14 protein-coding genes are annotated in these 18,776 nt (G+C 58.6%); 5 read left to right on the top strand and 9 right to left on the bottom strand.

Annotation, left to right across the window (positions count from 1 at the left end):
* Nucleotides 1-36: 36 nt before the first annotated feature.
* Nucleotides 37-2,106 carry a methionine--tRNA ligase gene (metG, locus tag AADW57_RS03625; RefSeq protein WP_341668694.1) on the top strand — a complete coding sequence of 690 codons (2,070 nt, stop codon included), beginning with the start codon at nucleotides 37-39 and terminating at the stop codon, nucleotides 2,104-2,106.
* Between the two features lie 101 nt (nucleotides 2,107-2,207).
* On the opposite strand, the gene AADW57_RS03620 is transcribed toward metG, so the two are convergent.
* The 6 genes from AADW57_RS03620 to rlmD all read right to left on the bottom strand — a co-directional run bounded on the left by AADW57_RS03620 (nucleotide 2,208) and on the right by rlmD (nucleotide 8,592).
* Nucleotides 2,208-2,342: an alpha/beta fold hydrolase gene (locus AADW57_RS03620; RefSeq protein WP_341668693.1), complete on the bottom strand. Its 135-nt coding sequence runs from the start codon at nucleotides 2,340-2,342 to the stop codon at nucleotides 2,208-2,210.
* 260 nt (nucleotides 2,343-2,602) lie between these two features.
* Nucleotides 2,603-3,862, bottom strand: a complete 1,260-nt coding sequence (locus AADW57_RS03615) for a hypothetical protein (RefSeq protein WP_341668692.1) — start codon at nucleotides 3,860-3,862, stop codon at nucleotides 2,603-2,605.
* A 2-nt stretch (nucleotides 3,863-3,864) separates the two neighbouring features.
* Nucleotides 3,865-4,641, bottom strand: coding sequence for an outer membrane lipoprotein-sorting protein (locus AADW57_RS03610; RefSeq protein ID WP_341669650.1), 777 nt, complete (start codon nucleotides 4,639-4,641; stop codon nucleotides 3,865-3,867).
* 106 nt (nucleotides 4,642-4,747) lie between these two features.
* Entirely contained in the window at nucleotides 4,748-6,157 is a 1,410-nt protein-coding gene (locus tag AADW57_RS03605; RefSeq protein ID WP_341668691.1) for an ABC transporter permease, read from the bottom strand.
* A complete protein-coding gene (locus AADW57_RS03600) occupies nucleotides 6,154-6,861 on the bottom strand; it encodes an ABC transporter ATP-binding protein (RefSeq protein ID WP_341668690.1) in 708 nt (235 codons plus the stop codon). Before AADW57_RS03600 ends, AADW57_RS03605 begins: the two co-directional genes overlap by 4 nt.
* 309 nt (nucleotides 6,862-7,170) lie before the next feature.
* Complete coding sequence (gene rlmD, locus AADW57_RS03595) at nucleotides 7,171-8,592, bottom strand: 23S rRNA (uracil(1939)-C(5))-methyltransferase RlmD (protein WP_341668689.1); 1,422 nt, start codon at nucleotides 8,590-8,592, stop codon at nucleotides 7,171-7,173.
* 61 nt (nucleotides 8,593-8,653) lie between these two features.
* On the opposite strand from rlmD, the gene AADW57_RS03590 reads away from it, so the two are divergent.
* A complete protein-coding gene (locus AADW57_RS03590) occupies nucleotides 8,654-9,565 on the top strand; it encodes a cation diffusion facilitator family transporter (RefSeq protein WP_341668688.1) in 912 nt (303 codons plus the stop codon).
* A 12-nt stretch (nucleotides 9,566-9,577) separates the two neighbouring features.
* On the opposite strand, the gene AADW57_RS03585 is transcribed toward AADW57_RS03590, so the two are convergent.
* Complete coding sequence (locus tag AADW57_RS03585; protein ID WP_445819174.1) at nucleotides 9,578-10,492, bottom strand: LysR family transcriptional regulator; 915 nt, start codon at nucleotides 10,490-10,492, stop codon at nucleotides 9,578-9,580.
* A gap of 336 nt (nucleotides 10,493-10,828) precedes the next feature.
* On the opposite strand from AADW57_RS03585, the gene AADW57_RS03580 reads away from it, so the two are divergent.
* From AADW57_RS03580 to AADW57_RS03570, 3 genes are all read left to right on the top strand, one after another.
* Nucleotides 10,829-11,665 carry a bifunctional allantoicase/(S)-ureidoglycine aminohydrolase gene (locus tag AADW57_RS03580; protein ID WP_341668687.1) on the top strand — a complete coding sequence of 279 codons (837 nt, stop codon included), beginning with the start codon at nucleotides 10,829-10,831 and terminating at the stop codon, nucleotides 11,663-11,665.
* 165 nt (nucleotides 11,666-11,830) lie between these two features.
* Nucleotides 11,831-14,014 carry a TonB-dependent siderophore receptor gene (locus AADW57_RS03575; RefSeq protein ID WP_445819173.1) on the top strand — a complete coding sequence of 728 codons (2,184 nt, stop codon included), beginning with the start codon at nucleotides 11,831-11,833 and terminating at the stop codon, nucleotides 14,012-14,014.
* A gap of 230 nt (nucleotides 14,015-14,244) precedes the next feature.
* Nucleotides 14,245-15,615 carry a GNAT family N-acetyltransferase gene (locus AADW57_RS03570; protein WP_341668686.1) on the top strand — a complete coding sequence of 457 codons (1,371 nt, stop codon included), beginning with the start codon at nucleotides 14,245-14,247 and terminating at the stop codon, nucleotides 15,613-15,615.
* Nucleotides 15,616-15,898: 283 nt separating this feature from the next.
* Here the strand turns inward: AADW57_RS03570 and AADW57_RS03565 are convergent, their stop codons facing one another.
* Together AADW57_RS03565 and AADW57_RS03560 are read right to left on the bottom strand one after the other, a co-directional pair.
* Nucleotides 15,899-17,416 (bottom strand): thymidine phosphorylase family protein, encoded by a 1,518-nt coding sequence (locus tag AADW57_RS03565; RefSeq protein WP_341668685.1) that lies wholly within the window; start codon nucleotides 17,414-17,416, stop codon nucleotides 15,899-15,901.
* Nucleotides 17,413-18,771, bottom strand: coding sequence for an MBL fold metallo-hydrolase (locus tag AADW57_RS03560; RefSeq protein ID WP_341668684.1), 1,359 nt, complete (start codon nucleotides 18,769-18,771; stop codon nucleotides 17,413-17,415). The genes AADW57_RS03565 and AADW57_RS03560 overlap by 4 nt, the downstream gene beginning before the upstream one ends.
* Nucleotides 18,772-18,776: the final 5 nt, after the last annotated feature.

The following is an 18,776-nucleotide window of genomic DNA, read 5'->3' as shown; positions in this document are numbered from 1 at the left end:
CGACCCTTCCCTTTTACATTTTTTTTCCATTACGTCATGTCACGAACGATATTTGTCACGACCGCCCTGCCGTATGCCAACGGCTCGTTTCACATCGGCCATATCATGGAGTACATCCAGGCCGATATCTGGGTCCGGTCCATGCGAATGTCGGGACATACGCTGCACTTTGTAGGCGCGGATGATGCTCACGGCGCGCCCATCATGCTCAAGGCCGAAAGCGCCGGCATCACGCCCGCCCAGTTGGTGGACCGCATCGCGGCCGAACGCCCGCTGTACCTGAACGGCTTTCACATCAAGTTCGATCACTGGCACCGGACCGACTCGGACACCAACATTGCGCTGGCTCAGGATATTTACCGTTCGCTCAAGGCAGCCGGTTTCATTGACACGCGCACCATCGAACAGTTCTACGATCCGGTCAAAGGCATGTTCCTGCCCGACCGCTACATCAAGGGCGAATGCCCCAAGTGCCACGCCAAGGACCAGTACGGCGACAGCTGCGAAGTGTGCAGCGCCGTCTATGCGCCCACCGAACTGATCGAGCCGTATTCCACCCTGACCCGCGCCCGTCCGGTGCTCAAGAGCTCCGAGCACTTTTTCTTTCGCCTGTCCGACCCGCGTTGCGTGGCCTTTCTGCAGGAATGGACCACTGGCACCAATGCCCAGGGCAAACCGCACCTACAATCCGAAGTGCTGGGCAAGACCCGCGAATGGCTGGGCACGGGCGACGGAGCCCAAGCGTCGCTGAACGACTGGGACATTTCCCGCGACGAGCCCTACTACGGCATCCCCATTCCCGACGCACCGGGCAAGTACTTCTATGTCTGGCTGGATGCGCCGGTGGGCTACCTGGCTTCACTCAAGTCCTATTGCGCCGAGCAGGGCCTGGATTTTGACGCACTGCTGGACCCGAACGGCAACACCGAGCAGGTTCACTTCATCGGCAAGGACATCGTGTACTTCCACGCGCTGTTCTGGCCGGCCATGCTGAAATTTTCCGGCCGCAAGGTGCCTGACGCGCTGAATGTGCACGGTTTCATTACCGTCAGCGGCGAAAAAATGTCCAAGAGCCGCGGCACGGGCATCTCGCCGCTGCGCTATCTGGAACTGGGCATGGACGCCGAATGGATGCGCTACTACATGGCAGCCAAGCTGAACTCGCACGTCGAGGACATGGACTTCAACCCCGAGGACTTCATTGCCCGCGTCAACAGCGATCTGATCGGCAAGTACGTGAACATCGCCAGCCGCGCCGCTAATTTCATCAGCAAGCATTTCGACGGCCAACTGGCCTACCACAGCGACACGGCGCAGATGCAGGCCGAGCTGCAGGCCGTGGCCGAAAAGGTGCGCGCCGATCTGGAAAACCGCGAATACAGCCGCGCCGTGCGTCAGATCATGGCGCAGGCCGACCTGATCAACCAGGCGTTTGATACGGCCCAGCCCTGGATCATGGCCAAAGGCATAGGCACCGCCGAGCAAGCCCAGAAAGACGCGCTACAAGACGTCTGCTCGCGCACCCTGGCCGGCTTCAAGGGCTTGTCCGTCATGCTGGCCGCCATTTTGCCCGCGCTGACCGACCGTGTCGCCCGCGAACTGTTCGGCATGGACCGCAGCTTTACCTGGAACGACGTGGCCCAACTGCCCGCCCGCATCGCCCCCTTCAAGCACCTGATGCAGCGTGTGGACAGCAATCTGGTGGACGAGCTGCTGGCCCCGCCGCCCGCACCCGTCGTGCTGCCCGGTGGCGAAGCCATCGCCGACACCATCGACATCAAGGACTTCGCCAAGGTGGACCTGCGCATCGCCAAGATCGTGTCCTGCGAACCGGTGGATGGTTCGGACAAGCTGCTGCGCCTAAGCCTGGATGTAGGCGAAGGCCGCCTGCGCCAGGTGTTTTCGGGCATCAAGTCGGCCTATCAGCCCGATGATCTGGTTGGCAAGCTGACCGTGCTGGTCGCCAATCTGGCCCCACGCAAGATGCGCTTTGGCGTATCAGAAGGCATGGTGCTGGCCGCCAGCCACGCCGACGAGTCCGTGGACGACGGCATCTACGTGCTGGAACCCTTCCCCGGCGCGCAGCCCGGCATGCGCATCCACTGATACGGTTCAGACCGGCCAGGTGCCGGTCCTGCTCCTACAACAGCCGACAGACCGCAACGTCTGTCGGCTGTTTTTTTATGCCGCGACGAAACCGCCCCCTGTCAGGCCCGGCACGAGTCCAGAAAGTCGCCTAAAGCCCGGTTGAACTGTTCGCTCTGGTTCAGAAAAGGCAAATGCCCCCCCTTATCCAGCACCAGCAAACGCGCATCGGCAATCGCTCTTTCCAGGCGAGCCACTTATTTAATATGGCACCGTAGAATAAAGAGTCGAATAAAATAGAAACAGGAAAAACAAAAACAAGAAAAGACAAAAACTTACACGACCCGCAAGAATATAACACCAGAAACCCATAAAATAGGAATTCAGGGAAATATATTTAATTAACTTTTATTATAGATATTTAAATATATAAACAAAAAAATACCTATAAAAAGAAAATAATGAAACAAAGAATTTAAACAATACAAATAAGCAAACTAACAATAAAGCAAAAAAATCAGAAGTAATATCGGTACAATAATTGCCATGCTCTTTTTTGTGGTGCCAAGCCATACTCGCTATGCGTTCCCCCACTCATGGCCTGCCACTGCACCGCAAATTCGTCCTGCACCCGTCTGTAACGCAGCTCCAGCCAGGACAACACACTGCGATCCGCATTACTGCGCCTGACCATAGCCGAGAGATCCAAACGGTTAATCAGCACATCCTGCCAGGTCGCATACAGAAACCAAGCACTGCGCGTAGGCATCTCTTGCGCTCTGGTGGTGTATTGTCGATATCGCAAATACGCAGGCATAGACGCTGCCGGCAAGGCATTCCAGGACGAACCGCGCGGCGCAGCTTCGTTGTACTGGTACTCCACCGTCACGGACAGTTTCTGCTCCGTGGAGTACGTTATGCCGGCAACGGCGCTATTGCGGAAAGCACGGTCTTCTTGATGTCCCAAAGCCTGCTGCAAAGCGGTAGGACGTCTGCCGCCCGACCACTCCACATACCCTACCGTGGCGTCATTCAGCAATCGGGTCACATTCATGCCAAATTGCGGCGACTGCCCCCTCTCGTGATACACCAGCCATTGCGGGTTGAAATCACGACCGATGCGTTTGCTAAATGCCAACAAAACCCTGTCTTCGTAATTGGTCGAACCCCAATCAAGATTGAACGAACCCGAATGCGGATGCCGGCTCAGGCGGGGCGAGTACAGCAGCGATAAGGAGGCATCGTCCCATAGCATTTGCCCCCTGAGCATCACGCTGCCCTGCCTGTTGTTGCGTATGCTTTCAGGCTGAACCGACACCAGCGAACGCACGGCTCCGGCCCTAAAATAATCGGTCGGGTTATAGCCGACGCCGACACCCGAACGCTGATTGATCCGCCCTATATCGACGATGACATTGTTACGCGGCTGCCAGCTCAGATAGGCTTCTTTAAGCGTGTTGATCTCGGAACGTCGCCCCCACTGCCGCTCCCAACCGATGTCTATGCGGTCGGCCAATACCGCCCGCCAATTCGGCGCAATCGCAGCATCCAGTTGCAGATCCAGCGACAAGCGCTGCATGGGCCGCATGCCCGCGTTCGGATACGTTGCGCGAATCTGTTCACGGCCGGCAGATCCTTCCGCAAACAGCTTCCAGGACCTTGCTTCTGTTTGACGCGGCGGTTCGCTGCCCTGTAGCAAAAGAGCGGCCTCGTCAGCGTCCTGAGCACTGGCCAGACCCGCAGTCCAGGCCAAGATCAAGCATGCAACACGCCGCATGGCTATTCGGGTCGGAAGCGCGGCAAGTAATCCCGCTGCAACCATGCTTCGGGCACGTCACGCTTTGCCCAGTCGCTAAAGCCCAGAATCGTTACCCAGTTCGGTTCCAAACCGTCGATGATGACTGTTTCCGTAGGGCGCTCGGCACCCAGCTGCTCTTGATAGCGACGATAATAGGCCGTCTTCAGCAGACGTTTGCTTTCGCTGTAAAAACGGGCCCTTAACGGTCGGTTATTGGCGCGATCGATCCACATCTCGATATGGTGATACGTCACATCGGGGCTGACGGCATCCAGCTTGAGTTTGTAGCTTTGCCGAGCTATGCGATCGCCGTCGAGTATTTCTTCTTCGCCTGCCAAACTGGCTTGGTAATCCTTAGCCAGATTAAAGGTAACGACGTCGCCATTGGCGGCCTGACCCAATAAACGCTGTTGCGGCGATATGCGAATGCTGGCTTTGTTGGCAGGATCATAGAACCACAAATCATTACCCGTTTTAAGCATAAGCTTGTTGGCGTCCCTGGCCGGGGACTCGAAACGGATCAGACTGCGAAACTGCCCGCTGCTGGTGTCCTCTTTTGAATACACCGCCAATACCGACACATCCGTCTGCTTGCCATCGCGGTATTCAGTCAGGGTGGTAACCACGCCGAACGGGTGATCCGGATTGCGTACCGCATCGCTGGCGGCCAGAATTTCCTGGGCGCTAGGCTGAGCCTGCCCTGCAAAAGGATAGGCCAGCACAAGCGCCAGGACGGTTGCCACCAGGGGGGAACGCATCATCATGGGACACCACTCCTATCAAATAGTGTGAAACATACAAGGTGCAGGCAAGCGCAAACAGTACAGCGCCGGGACCGGCCTTGGCCCCAGCGCTGCACGCACACTAGGCATGACGCAGCGCATCGACAATATTGAGTTTGGCAGCGCGATTGGCCGGCCACCAGGCCGACAGAACGGCGATCAATACCAGGCTGAAAGCCGTGCTGGTGATCAGACCGATATCGCCCCATACGCGCACCATGATGGGGTATTGATAGGAGTACCCAGGCGGAGCCCAGGTCAGGCCACTGTTATTGATCAGATACGAAATCGGCAAGGCCACCAAGATACCCAATACGGCTCCGATCACCCCAAGCAAAAACCCTTCGCAGATAAACAGACGTCGTATGCCGCTGCGTCGCTGCCCGATAGCGCGCAATGTGCCGATTTCCGTGGTGCGTTCCACCACCGCCATGCTCATGGTATTGCCGACGGTAAACAACACGATCACATAGATCAAAATAGAAATGAAACCGAAGATCGAGTCAAAGAACTGGATGACCTGCCGGTAAATAGGCGTCAGTGTTTCGTAGTCCAGCACCTCCAGAGACATATCACCAAACTGACTGGTCAACACCTGCTTTAATTTTTCCGTCGCCACGGGTATCTGAGCCGTATGCGCCAACTGAATCTGGATCGCGGTGACCTGGGGTTCGGCACTGCCAAAGACCAGCCGCTGGGCCTGCTCCATATTCAGCACGATCAAGGAGTCGTTGATTTCCTTGACCCCCCAGTTTTCAGCCTGCACGACGTTCAGGCTGCCGACATTGGGTGCCCCGCTGGTACTGGCGGCCAACAGCTCGATGCGTGTGCCACCGGCTGGCGCTGACTGATTCCCTTCTTGGGCTAACGCAGACAGTGCCGCGATATCGGTAGGCGCATCGGGCCCCTGGGGCTTGCGCTGCGTTTCTCCGCCTACGTCCTGAGCAGAAGGGCAGTCGCTCAGTTGCAAGGCGGTGCAAAGCTGCAGCAAGTGCGCCACGCCCGTACCGACGACGGCGGAATCGGCCGGCTTCCCTTCCAGGGCAATAGTGGGAGCAAAAATTTGCCCGTCATAATCGTCCCATTTGCGCATCAGGTTCTGGTCTTTGGCGTCCACCCCGGTAGCCACTACGCCTTTGGAGACACCACTGGCAAAATTTCCGGCAATGCCTTGCAACTGCAGCGTCGGCGTAATGACCTTTATCATGGGTTGCAAGAGCGGGTCGGACTGAATGGCTTTGATGATGTCCTGATAGCGAGAAATACCATAAGCAGAGGGATTGCCGGTGCCGTAAAGGAAGTAACCTTTGCGCTGAATTTGCAGATGCCCCTGGAATTGCACATAGCCGGTTTGCGTCGCCAACACCGCATTGCGCGCATAGCCACCAAAAATCAGCATGGCCGCCAGGCCGACGACCATGGCCGACAAAGTCATCAAGGAACGACGCCGATTGCGCAGCAAGCTGCGAAAAGCAAGAGAAAAAAGTTTCATAGTGCCCTCTGCACGGGAGACTGACGTCGTTCGACGGCCATGATGCGACCATCCTTGATAAAGACGGCGTCGTCTGCCTCCGCCAGCACTTTGGGATCATGCGAGGAAAACACGAACGACACGGCATTGTCCCGCTGCATTTTGCGCATCAGGGCAATAATGGCCGCGCCGGTTTCACTATCCAGATTGGCCGTGGGCTCGTCGGCCAGAACCAGCTTGGGAGAGCCGACCAGGGCACGGGCGATGGCTACCCGTTGACGTTGCCCCCCGGACAGTTGGCCAGGACGGTTTCTGGCCTTATCGGCCAGTCCGACCGCATCCAGTACGGCCATGACCCGTTCTTTTCTTTCGCGTGCGGGTGTCTTGACCAGCAGCAAAGGGTATTCGATGTTCTCGTAGGCCGTCAGGACAGGCAAAAGATTGAAGCTTTGAAAAATAAAGCCCAGATGGCGAGCGCGAAAATCAGACAATTCGTTATCGCTCATGGTGCTGACTGCCTGCCCTGCCGAAGTAATCTCTCCGGTATCGGGGCGATCGACGCAACCGATCAAATTGAGCAAGGTAGTTTTTCCGCTGCCTGACGCCCCCGAAATGACAGTAAAACAATTGGGAGCAATTTCCAGATTGATATCCGTTAAAGCTGGTACAGCCACGGAATCCAGATGATAAGTTTTACTGACCTTCTGAAGAATGACCGAATGCACACACGCCTCCGACTACAACACCTGATGGCCAGGCCAGCTCGGCCCCTATGCAGAACACATAGAACAGAGCAAAACCAGAAACAAGATTCGCTGGCAAAAAACTTGAAAAACAATAGCAAGAAAAGGAGGCGCTATCAACAAATAAAAAATATTTAATATTTTAAAATAGAAAGAAAATCAAAAAATAAAGATAAATATTTTAATAAAATAAAATAAGGCGACCAAATAAATATCAATGGCGACCAAAAAGAAGCGACAAGTGATTGTAGACACGGCAAATCATGGCACAACCACTGATCGATATGCCGCTCATACCGGCTCGAATACCGCCATCGATTCCACATGGGCGGTATGTGGAAATAAATTCAGCACCCCGGCAGCACGCAAACGGTACGCACCCCGATGCGCCAAAATAGCTGCATCACGAGCCAGGGTTCGGGGTTCGCAGGAAACATACACAATGCGCCGCGGCCGTTCCTTCTCCGGCAGGCTGGCCAGAATTTCCGAGACTGCGCGCGCGCCTTCGCGGGGCGGGTCCATCAGCACCTTATCGATCGGCCCAAGGCTTCGCCACCAGTCCTCATCCACCTGAAACAGATTGCGTGCAGCAAACCGGACACGATCCTGCAAATGGTGAGCCCGGGCGGCGGCACCGGCCCGTTCAAGCAAGGCCGGGCTACCTTCCACGCCCACGACCGACGCCGCCTGCCGCGCCAAAGGCAAGGTGAAGTTACCCAGGCCGCAGAACAAATCCAACACATGTTCATCAGGCCCCGGTGCCAGCAGACCAAGCGCCTGCACAACCAGTTTGCGGTTGCTGCCTGGATTGACCTGAGTAAAGTCGGTAGGACGATACTCAAAACGCAGGTCGAATTCGGGCAAGGCATACGCCAAATTCTGTGCTTCGCGCACCGGCTCCAGTGGACTGGCCGAATCGGGCCCGCCCGGCTGCGTCCACCACTGCACGCGATACGTCTGCCCAAACGCGCGCAATTGCTCTTTGTCGCTCTCGTTCAAGGGCAGCAGGTGGCGCAGCACCAGCACGCAAGTGGTATCGCCCAGGGCAAATTCGATCTTGGGGATGCGATGCGCAATGGACAGGCGCTCGATCAAAAGGCGTAAAGGCTCCAACAAAGCCGACAACACGGGTGCCACAACGCGGCATTGGCGTAAATCGGCCACATGCGTGCCGTTATGCTCCCGAAAACCGATGCGTACACCGTAGCCTGGCACTTGATAGACCGACAATCGGCCACGATGTCGATAGCCCCAATACGGCCCGTGCATGGTTGCCAGCACGCGTTCGGGCACAAGCCCGGCAATCCGCTGCAAGCTGTCTTCCAAAAAGCGCTGTTTGACCGCCACTTGGGCGGCCGGCTCCAGATGCTGCATGACGCAACCTCCGCAAGTCCCAAAATGGGGACAGGGTGGTTGAACCCGCTGGCTGCTGGCCCGCAAAATTGCCTGCAACTCCCAGACTTGATGGCTGCGCGCCCCATAGGGCTTGTCCACCCGCACCCGCTCACCCGGCAAGGCACCGGCCACGATATGCGTACACGCTCCCAGCTTCACAAAGCCACGCCCCTGCATGTCCAATGCTTGAATATCCAATTCCATCATGTCCCGCCGGCGCTCCTTGATCGCCCTTTTTTTGCCCCGGATATTGTAAAAGCGAAACCGCCAGCCGCGCGCTTGAGCAAAAGCGACGCATCCTGGTCGCAACACAGACATCAAAGCCCGATACACTGGCATTTCACACCCCGGACCCGCACGCCTCTTGCAAGGACGACACATGAACAAGGCAAGCCAAATCGATCTGGATCGGCATCATGCCGCACGCCGCTCCACCTGGGCCAGCGTCGCCGTCAACATCGGTTTAAGTCTGCTGCAGATCGCCATCGGCCTGTTCGCTAATTCGCGCGCCCTGGTGGCCGATGCCATTCATTCTCTGTCCGATCTGCTATCGGATTTTGTCGTGTTGTTCGCCAACCGCCACAGCCGCAAAGGGCCCGATGCCGATCACCCGTACGGCCATCTGCGTTATGAAACCGCCGCCACGCTGGCCATCGGCATGTTGTTGATCGCCGTAGGCCTGGGCATGGTCTGGAATGCGGTAAGCGCCTTGCAGAATCCCGAGACCATCGAGGCCGTGCATCCGGCCGCACTGGTCGTGGCCATTGTGGCGCTGGTAGGCAAGGAACTGCTGTTTCGCTACATGCTGCGGGTCGCCACGCAAGTGCGTTCCACCATGCTGGTGGCCAATGCCTGGCATGCGCGGTCGGATGCGGCCTCCTCGTTAGTGGTCAGCCTGGGCGTGTTGGCCAATCTGGCCGGCCTGCCGCTGGCCGACCCCCTGGCCGCCTGTATTGTGGCCCTGATGATTCTGCGCATGGGCTGGAAATTTTCTATCGGCGCGTTCCACGACCTGACCGACCGCGCCGTGGACCACGACACAGAGCAGCGCATTGCCACGCTGCTGCGCACCACACCCGGCGTACAAGGGATACACGAACTGCGCACCCGTAAGCTGGGCGACATGATATGGGTCGAGGTCGATCTGGAAATGGACGGTTCCCTGACCATTGCGCAAGGACATGCCATCGCAGTATTGGCACGCGAACGAGTCATGCAGGCCGAACCGGTACTTGATGTCATGACGCACTTTGACCCGGTCGATTTGCACAAACCTGCACACCATCCGTAGGACAAGACGAGGTCAACCCAGATCACCGTCAGCCGGCCACAGGCCGGAGCGGCGTTCAGGTGCCAGTCTATCCACCAGTACCCGCGCCAGTGCCTTGACCATGTTATGCGCATGGGGACGATGCAAAATAGCCAGCTCAAACGCATCGATCACCGGCAAGCCCTGTGCCTGACCTAGTTCGACGTGATCGCCGGTCATGGCGCGGCGCGGCAGCAGGCTGATTCCCATGCCATCGGCCACCGCCCCCTGAATGCCGCTCAGGCTGGAACTGGTAAAGCTGATGCGCCAGCGCCTGCCCAGCGACTCGACCGCGCCTATGATTTCTTCACGATATACGCCGCGCCGCGGAAAGGTCACCAAAGGGATGGGGTCTTGATGAAAGACCGGATGACTGGCGCTGTCCACCCAAACGGTCTGTTCCGGCAGACTGGCGATCGCCTCGCGGGCGTGGTGACGCTGTTTGACCAGCACCAGATCCAGTTCGCCCTGATCGTAGGCGGCGGCCAGATCGCTGCTCAAACCGCTGGTCACCTCCAGCTTGACCTGCGGGAAACGACGATTGAATCCTGCCAAAGCACGCATGGTGGCCCCGCCTGTAAAGTCTTCCGGCATACCCAAGCGAACCGTGATCGTTACGAAAGCGCCGGACAGCGCCTGCGACAACTGATCATTCAAAGCCAGCATCTGGCGCGCATACCCCATCAGGGTCTGGCCCGCTTCGGTCGCACTGACGCCACGACTGCCCCGCTCCAACAGCCTGTGGCCCACCAAATCTTCCAGACGTCTGACCTTCTGACTGATCGTCGACTGCGTGGAATGCAAACGCAGCGCCGCTGTCGTGAAACTGCCGCAATCGAGCACCGTAATCAGTGCCCGCAGCAGATCCAGATCGTACAAAGGCTTATTCAGTTTCTCACTGGATGTCATGTCTGCATTTGTCTTTTGAATAATACTGCGCCCTTTTAGCATCAATGGGTACGCTGGCACAAGCACACGGCCAACACGATCATTTCCTCGGCTTGGCAAAGACTTAACACCCAACCAAGCTGAACAGGCAGGCTGGCGGTGCCCCCAGCAAATTGACACTGACTCATATTCACAAATCAAATACCTTGGATTAATACATTTAATTTGTAGATACCGTGCCACCCCGCTATTGTGTCTGTATCCCGCGCATGGATAAGGACGGCCCGCTTTTGCACACCGGCGGCACCGACCCAGCCAGCCGGCGCGGCCTGTGTTTGTGTCCTCTACGGAATTGTTATGTCCAACGTCAATTATTACGCCCCCGCCGGCGGCCATCCTCCACAAACCCAATTGCTGACCGATCGCGCCATGTTCACCGAAGCGTACGCCGTCTTGCCCAAAGGCGTGCTGCAAGACATCGTGACCAGCTACCTGCCCGGCTGGGACAATACCCGCCTATGGGTTCTGGCCCGCCCACTGTCGGGCTTTGCGGAAACATTCTCGCAATACATTGTTGAAGTCAGCCCCAACGGCGGCAGCGACAAACCGGAATCCGACCCAGAAGCCGAAGGTGTGATTTTCGTGGTCAAGGGTCAAGTGGAATTGGTCCTGAACGGCACCAAACACATTCTGGAAGAAGGCGGCTACGCCTTTCTGCCCCCATCGACCGACTGGACACTGCATAACCGCACGGGCGATCTGGCCAGTTTTCACTGGATTCGCAAGCGCTACCAGCGCGTCGAAGGCCTGGATGCCCCCGAAGCCTTCGTGACTAATGAAAAAGACATCGAGCCTCGCGTCATGCCGGATACGGACGGGCGCTGGAGCACCACGCGCTTTGTGGACATGGCCGACATGCGCCATGACATGCATGTCAACATCGTGAACTTCGAGCCCGGCGGTGTCATCCCTTTTGCCGAAACCCATGTAATGGAACACGGTCTGTACGTGCTGGAAGGCAAGGCGGTCTACCGCCTGAATCAGGATTGGGTAGAAGTAGAGGCAGGCGATTTTATGTGGCTGCGCGCGTTCTGCCCGCAGGCCTGCTATGCCGGCGGCCCCAGCCGTTTCCGCTACCTGCTGTATAAAGACGTGAACCGCCATGCCAACCTGACCATTGGCGGCACGCGTTAGACAGGTACGGTACGTATCGCCCACTCCGACCCGCCCACCCGGCGGGTTTCTTTTTGTCTGTACACCACGATGCGGACGCAGGGTGACATTTTTTACTCGCTATTAATTTTCAAATGATAAAATCACAATGCAAATCATTATCATTAATATTCATAGGGGTATTTTGTGTTTTTGCCGTCTCGCCTATCAACACCTGTATTCACAAGCATCGCTTTAAGCTCACTGCTACCTGCCGCGCATGCACAGCAAGTAGATGACAGCGCCACGCTGGCACCCATTACCGTCAAAAGCTCCGCCCAACAGGAACCCGTCGGCTATGTGGCACAGGACAGCGTGACGGCGACCAAAACAGACACGCCCATCATCGAGATTCCGCAATCGATCTCTGTCATTACCGAAGACCAGATACGCGAACAAGGCGCGCAGACCCTGAACCAGGTGCTGCGGTATACCTCCGGTGTCGCTCCCGAAACACGCGGTGCCGTAGCGTCGCGCCTGGATCAATTCAATATACGGGGGTTTTCCGCCACCACGCTCTTGGATGGCATGCGTATTTTCGGCTCACGTGACGCCCTGCCCCAGGTCGATGCCTATCGTCTGCAGCGCGTGGATGTACTTAAAGGGCCGTCCTCGGTCATGTTCGGCCAGGGAGGGCCGGGCGGCGTGGTCAACCAGATCAGCAAGCGGCCGACCCGCGAACGGCTGAACGAAGTCGAACTGCAACTGGGCGACCGCCATTACCGGCGCGCCAACGTGGACTTCTCCGGGGCCGTGGACCAGGACGAGCAATGGCTTTACCGCCTGACGGGTTCGGTCTACAAGGCCGATGGCCAAATCCGCGAAACACGCGAAGAGCGCTACTTTATCGCTCCGGCCCTGACCTGGCAGCCTAGCGCCGACACCCGCCTGACCTTGCTGGCCAACTTTCAGCGCGATCCGCACATGGGCTCGTATGGATCGCTGCCCGGCATCCGCACCCGCTTCGATGCGCCGGACGGCATACGCCTGGACCCGGACTTCTACGATGGCGATGCCGACTTCGAGACCAGCGACAGACGTCATCAATCGATTGGCTACGATTTCGAACATCGCTTTAACCCGACCGTCACGGTCCGTTCGCAAGCCCGCTACCTGCACGCCGAAGGCATCTATCGCAGCGTGTACTCCAGCGGCTATCTACCCGGCTCCACCGACTATCGTTACCTGGCGCGGCGCAAAGGCGGCACAGACGTGACCATGGACAGCTACACCCTGGACAATCACATACAAGGTCGTTTTGCCACCGGCGCTCTGGACCATACCGTAGTCGCAGGATTTGATTTCGCCCACCTTCAATCAGACACGCTGGCCAGCAGTTTCGACCCTGCTCCGCCTTTGGACATTTTCAACCCCGACTACCGCCAGCCCATAGGCCCGGTCAACTGGACCAGCAAAACAAACCAGCGCCAATATCAGACCGGTCTGTATCTGCAAGACCAGATCCAGATCGACAAATGGTCCTTGCTGCTGGGCGGTCGCTACGACTGGTCGCGCACGGTGTCCGAAGCGCGCAACCTGAAGAACGGTGTCGTTACACCGTCCTCCACCCGCGCCACGGCCTTTACCGGCCGTGTCGGCCTGATCTACAACTTCGACAACGGCCTGGCCCCTTATTTCAGCTACGCGGAATCGTTCGAGCCCCAATCGGGCACCGACGCTCAGGACCGGCCGTTCGACCCCCTGCGCGGCCAGCAGTACGAGCTGGGCATCAAATACCAACCGCCAGGCACCCGCGCCCTGTACTCGGCGGCGCTGTTCGATATCCGCCGCCAGAACATGCTGACCACCATTGCCGGCTGCGTCGGCTCCAAATGCCAGGAGCAAACCGGCGAAGTGCGCACGCAGGGACTGGAACTGGAAGCGCGCAGCGAATTCAACAACGGGCTGAGCCTGATTGCCAACTACTCCTATATCGCCAACGAATACACCAAGGACAACGCAAGCCCCAACCGCCCCAGCATGGAAGGCATGACGCCATACGGCATCCCCAAACACCAGGCATCGGTCTGGGCACGCTACCAATTGCAGTCCGGCCCCTTGTCCGGCCTGGGCATGGCCGCCGGCCTACGCTACAGAGGCACCAGCTATGGCGGCTCCCACAACGACTTCAAGGTACCAGCCAGCACGCTGGTGGACATGGCGCTGGACTATGACCTGGGCCGTGCCAGCCCAACTCTGAAAGGCATGGATCTTGCCCTGAATGTCTCCAATCTGTTTAACACACGCAATATCAGTTCATGCACGTCGCAGGACTGGTGCTGGTATGGCTATCAGCGCAGTGTTAAAGCCAGCCTGCGTTACCGCTGGTAAACAAGCCTGCGCCCAAGCGCCGGGGCATTACCGGCATCCGCAGCCCTGCCCCGGCCGCTCCTTACAGGGCGGTCTGTCCCACGTAAGCAAAGCGGAATGATAAGACCTGCCACTTGATTCCTAGAATACAAGTCAGGCACAAACGGCACGGCGGCTTTCGCCGCTTTTTCCGCTTTCTATATCTATGCGTCGTCTCTCTGGCGACGATACGTTTTGCGTACAGGCTCTTTATGTCCCGGTTCAATGAATTTCAACAGGCTATCGGCCAGCCCCTTCCCCATTGGCAGACACGGCCCTACCCGGCGCGCATCACCCTGACCGGCCACTACGGCAGACTAGAAGCCCTAGACCCTTTGCGCCACGGCGACAGTCTGTACCAAGCCTATAGCCTGGCACCCGATAGCCGGGATTGGACGTATCTGTCCGTCGGCCCTTTCCAGACCCGCAACGACTTCGACCAGTACCTGGCCCGCATCGCCCAAGCCACGGACGCCATCCACTATGCGGTCATCGATCCGGCCACCGAACGCGCCCTGGGCACACTGGCGCTGATGCGCATCGATCCATCGAACGGTGTGATCGAAGTCGGCTTCGTGGCCTGGTCGCCCTTGCTGAAAAAAACCCGTTTGGCGACCGAAGCCCACTACCTGCTCATGCACTACGCCATCGAACAGTTGGGCTATCGCCGCTACGAATGGAAATGCGACGCCAACAATGCGCCATCCCGCGCCGCTGCCGCCCGACTTGGTTTTTCGTTTGAAGGCATTTTTCGCCATGCCATGATCTACAAAGGTCGTTCGCGCGATACCGCCTGGTTTTCCATCACCGACCAAGAATGGCCCATGCGCAAAGCGGCTCTACAGGCCTGGCTGCACGCCGACAACTTCGATGCCCAAGGCCGTCAGCGCCGCCGCCTTGGCGCAGCCGAAGCGGTCTGTCCGGCTGCCGCCCCCCGTGGAGCCCTACGCCTGGAACAGATGCTGTCGCTACAGCAAGACCTGAATATCCTGATCAATCCGCAGTGGCGGCGCGCCCCTCAGCCCTACTACCGGGCCGTCTGGATAGAGTGCGCCGAGCTGGCTGGCCATCTGGACTGGAAATGGTGGCAGCATACCGAGCGTCAGTTGCCGCAATTGCAGTTGGAATTGGTGGACATCCTGCATTTCGGTCTATGCGACTTGCTCTTGCACGCTCAGTCCGAACTGCACCGGCAAGCTGCCTGCGCACTGGAAAAACTGGCGGATGCCAACGGCCAGGCCGTGGATACCGCTGCCATCCTCAATGCCCTGGAACGCTTTGCTCAGATCAGCCTGCAATCGCGTCGTTTTGACTTTCCCGCCTTCGGCACCTTGGCCGGTCTGTGCGGCATGACGCTGGACTCCTTGTTCCAAGCCTATGTCGGCAAGAATGCACTGAACCGCCTGCGCCAAATGCGCGGCTACCAGCAAGGCAACTACCAGAAGCACTGGCAAGGTCGGGAAGATAACCTGTGGCTGGCCGAACTGCAGGCCCAGCCGACCACACTGGACGCGCAGTATCCGGCTACATTGCTGCAGTCCCTGATCCATACCTACGACACCCTGACCGCCTGCGAAGGATAACCCACCCGGCAGCGCGGTCTGGCTCTGCACACAGCAAAGCCTAACTGCCAACTGCCCCCACCCTGCCAGAACAGACCGAGGCCATACCATGCCGATACGCTGCTCCAGCCCCACCGCCGTTCACCTCCACACGGCGCAGAACGAACCCGCGACCGAACCCGTCCGGGAAAACGCCGCCTCCACCTACCGGCCCCGTCCATCCAAGGTGCCCCACCCGTGGTCGCGGTCGCGCCGCCGTGAGCGCGACCGACTACGACGCGACTAAAGCCAGTCGGGCCCACGTTCAAGCTTCAATCGCCAGCAGGTCGCCCGCATGGCGGGCATAATCCAGCGCATAGGCCAGTTCGCCCCGGGTCTGGGCGTGCAAAAACAGCCAAGGCTGGCCACGGGCCAGCTCTTCGCCCAGGCGGGTGTTCAGCACCACGCCGGCCGCCGCTTGTTCCGGCGCACCCAGCAACCTGGCCAGCCGCGACAGTTTGCGGTTGTCTAAATGTGTTACCCGCCCAGCCTGCTGAGCCAGCAGGGGCTGCACATATTCGGCGCGGGCAGGCTCCCGAAACCCGCCTTGAGCCATGCAAATACGCATGAACTTTTCCCAGGCGCGCCCATTGGCCAGGGTCTGTTCAGCCAGCGCCGCACCCTCTCCGGCTCTGGCGGCACCGCCCACCTCCAGCACGGCTGCCGCTATCTGAATAGCCCGCTCCCGCAAATCAAAAGGCTGTTCGGCCTCGTTGCGCAAGACTGCCAGCACATCCCGTGCTTCTAGCGCCGGACCTATGCCCCGCCCCACAGGCTGGCTACCATCGGTGTACAGACAGCGCAATGTCAGGCCAAAGTGCGATGCAACATCGATTAAGTGGCGCGCCAGGCGCTGGGCGGCATCGTGCGTGCGAACTTTGGCCGTGGGCCCCACCGGAATATCAATGACCACATGGGTGGCTCCGGCCGCGATTTTCTTGGACAACACCGATGCGATCATCTGACCTTCGGTATCGATATCCAGCTCCCGCTCCACACGCACAAAAATATCGTCAGCCGGGCTAAGCCGCATCGTGCCGCCCCAGGCAATGCAGCCCCCTTCGGCCTGGACCACACGGCGCAAGTGATCAATATCCAGATTGACCGGAGCCAGCACCTCCATCGTGTCGGCGGTACCGGCCGGCGAAGTAATCGCACGTGACGAGGTCTTGGGCATCAACAAGCCATTGGCAGCCGCAATGGCCACCACCAGAGGGGTGGTGCGATTGCCGGGCAGCCCGCCCACGCAATGCTTGTCCACCACAATAGAGGACGGCCAACTCAGGCGCTCCCCGACATCCACCATGGCTTGGGTCAAGAAAACGATTTCATCCATGCTGAGCGGCAAGGTAGCCGTGGCGGTCAGAAATGCGGCCAGATGCACATCGGTATAACGCCCACGCACCACATCGCGCACAATGGCCTGCACATCCCCGGCTTCCAGCCGCCGGCCATAGATACGCTGACGCACGCCCGCCAAGGATTCCAGCACAGGCGGATGCCGCACACGCACCTTCTCGCCTTCGCGAATATCCAGGGCAGCCCAGGCCTGTTCCGACAAGGCCACTTGATCGCGCGCCAGCAAATCGCTGTCGATCTGATAGAGCTGCGCCTGCACCTCGCGCCCGCCTGCGGCGATCAGAATCTGCGAACGGGACGACAGGCCCTCAGCGCGGCAAACGTGGCAATCGGCACGCATCAAGGCAATAGGTTGATGCTGTGCATGCAAGCGCATCCGGGTCGCACGCAACAAGGGCGGCCTTAACAGCGTGGCGCGGCTCATAGCGTGTACCTTTGCCCTTGCAGCGGCACGCTGACCGTCCAGTCCAGTTCGCGCAGGATACGCTCGCGCAAGGCTTCGGATGCCTCGGGTTCGCCGTGGACGACAAAAACCCTTCGGGGAGCCTGGTGGAACCCGGACAGCCAGCGCATCAACTCGTCGCTGTCGGCATGGGCCGACAGCATGGGAAGCTCGACAACCTGGGCTTTGATCGGCATCCACTGCCCATAAATCCGGGTTTCGGTAGCGCCATCAAGCAATTTCCGCCCACGCGTGCCTGCGGCCTGAAAGCCGGAAAAGAGCAAGGTATTGCGGTGATCGCCGCCAAAAGCCGCAATATGGTGCAAGACGCGCCCGCCGGTGGCCATGCCGCTGGCCGACAGAATCACCTTGGGGTAGCGGTTGGCCGACAAATCCTTGGATTCCTGCACGTCGCGCACATAGGTCACGGCTGCACACGCCGCCTGGTAATCCCGCGCCGGCAATTTATGTTCGCCGGCATGCTGCTTCAGCAGTTGGGTCGCACTGGTGGCCATAGGGCTATCCAGATACACCGGCACATTATGCAGACGCCCGGCCACGCGCAGCCTCCACAACGCGTAGATCAAGGTCTGGGCACGCCCGACGGCAAAGGCGGGAATCACAATGGTGCCCCCCCGCTGCACAGTGCTTTCAATAATACGCCCCAAAGCATCGATCGGATCGGCGGTATCGTGACGCCGGTTTCCGTAGGTAGATTCGATCAGCACATAGTCGGCCTGTGGCACCGGCTCCGGATCGTGCATCGTCATATCGCCATAACGGCCCAGATCGCCGGAAAAAACCACCCGTGTCCCGCCCATATCAATTTGCGCCGTCGTCGCTCCCAGAATATGGCCGGCACGGCGCAAAGTCAGGCGGCCCCCGCCTGGCAACACCGTTTCCTGGTGCAGGGCCACATCGGTAAAACGGGCCAAGGCCTTTTGCGCATCGATCACGCGATACAGGGGTAAGGCCGGTTTGTGCTTGGAAAAGCCCTTGCGATTGGCAAATTCGGCATCTTTTTCCTGCAAACTGGCGCTGTCCAGCAAAATCAGTTCGGCCACATCGCGGGTCGCCCGGCTGGCATAAACACGCCCCTTGAAACCATCGGCCACCAGCCGGGGCAAGTACCCGCAATGGTCCAGATGCGCATGCGTCAGCACCACGGCCGCAATATCGGCCGGCGCAATGGGCAGACGCTGCCAATTGAGTTCACGCAAATTCTTCAGGCCCTGGAACAAGCCACAATCGACCAGCACGTGCGTGTCGCCGTGACTGAGCAAATGCTTGGAGCCAGTGACCGTGCCAGCTCCTCCCAGACATGTCAGTGAAAGCATGATGC

The organism is Alcaligenes sp. SDU_A2 (assembly GCF_038237375.1).
GTDB lineage: Bacteria > Pseudomonadota > Gammaproteobacteria > Burkholderiales > Burkholderiaceae_B > Alcaligenes.
This window is presented reverse-complemented; position numbering and strand designations above follow the sequence as displayed.

Excerpts from the sequence above, each read along its gene's own strand:
- AADW57_RS03565 (WP_341668685.1), bottom strand. The coding sequence starts at position 17,416 with ATGAGCCGCGCCACGCTGTTAAGGCCGCCCTTGTTGCGTGCGACCCGG.
- AADW57_RS03610 (WP_341669650.1), bottom strand. The coding sequence starts at position 4,641 with ATGCGTTCCCCCCTGGTGGCAACCGTCCTGGCGCTTGTGCTGGCCTAT.
- metG (WP_341668694.1), top strand. The coding sequence starts at position 37 with ATGTCACGAACGATATTTGTCACGACCGCCCTGCCGTATGCCAACGGC.
- AADW57_RS03560 (WP_341668684.1), bottom strand. The coding sequence starts at position 18,771 with ATGCTTTCACTGACATGTCTGGGAGGAGCTGGCACGGTCACTGGCTCC.
- AADW57_RS03615 (WP_341668692.1), bottom strand. The coding sequence starts at position 3,862 with ATGCGGCGTGTTGCATGCTTGATCTTGGCCTGGACTGCGGGTCTGGCC.
- AADW57_RS03585 (WP_445819174.1), bottom strand. The coding sequence starts at position 10,492 with ATGACATCCAGTGAGAAACTGAATAAGCCTTTGTACGATCTGGATCTG.
- AADW57_RS03605 (WP_341668691.1), bottom strand. The coding sequence starts at position 6,157 with ATGAAACTTTTTTCTCTTGCTTTTCGCAGCTTGCTGCGCAATCGGCGT.
- AADW57_RS03590 (WP_341668688.1), top strand. The coding sequence starts at position 8,654 with ATGAACAAGGCAAGCCAAATCGATCTGGATCGGCATCATGCCGCACGC.
- AADW57_RS03580 (WP_341668687.1), top strand. The coding sequence starts at position 10,829 with ATGTCCAACGTCAATTATTACGCCCCCGCCGGCGGCCATCCTCCACAA.
- AADW57_RS03570 (WP_341668686.1), top strand. The coding sequence starts at position 14,245 with ATGTCCCGGTTCAATGAATTTCAACAGGCTATCGGCCAGCCCCTTCCC.
- rlmD (WP_341668689.1), bottom strand. The coding sequence starts at position 8,592 with ATGTCTGTGTTGCGACCAGGATGCGTCGCTTTTGCTCAAGCGCGCGGC.